This is a genomic window from Aquimarina sp. RZ0 (genome assembly GCF_008370685.1).
GTDB lineage: Bacteria > Bacteroidota > Bacteroidia > Flavobacteriales > Flavobacteriaceae > Aquimarina.
Genome location: NZ_VTZU01000243.1, coordinates 1 through 783 on the forward strand (window position 1 = coordinate 1; position 783 = coordinate 783).

Annotated in this window: 1 protein-coding gene; it reads right to left on the reverse strand. The window is 38.3% G+C overall.

The genetic code is table 11. The features are described from left to right. Window positions 1–783: condensation domain-containing protein (locus F0000_RS27500; RefSeq protein WP_255452943.1), on the reverse strand; the 783-nt coding region annotated here is incomplete at both ends.

Here is a 783-nt window from a genome sequence, read left to right on the forward strand (position 1 = left end):
ATACGCCCTCAAACACCAAAGCCGTAGCTTCTGGGGTCAATGCAACCTGAGAAGTAAACAAATCAACAACCGTCTTTTCTAAGGGATAAGCTACAGCAGTAGCATTAAAACCGGAGAGTAATTGTTCTCTTTCACCTACTGGTAATATTGATATAGATCCGATCTGCTGATCAATATTGTTCACAACGCTATGTAAAAGCTCTTGGTAATGAACTAACATACGCTCTATGGTAGAGCCATCAAACAATGCACTACAGTACTCCATATCCAATACGATAACACCATCAATCTCCTCCGCATTTAAAGTCAAATCAAACTGTGAGGTACCTGATGTATGATCATAAGAAGAAACCTTGACATCCCCTAAGTCGAGATACACATCATCGCCTTTAGAGGTATTCTGCAAATCAAACATCACCTGAAATAATGGAGTCATACTCATATCTCGGGTCTTAACTACTCGATCTACTACTTTTTCAAAAGGAACTAACTGATGATCATAGCCCGCTAAGGTCGTTGTTTTTACATCATCCAATAGTGCTTTAAAACTCGAAGTACTAACTACATTACTACGTAAGGCTAAGGTATTGACAAAAAAGCCGATCATCCCTTCTAATTCTGATTGGGTACGATTCGCTATAGAACTACCAACACAAATATCTTCCTGACCACTATATCTGGATAATAACACCTTAAATGCTGACAATAAAAACATAAACAAGGTAACACCTTCTTTTTGACATACCTTATGAATCGAAGCACTCAAGGCTGCATCTAACTCTA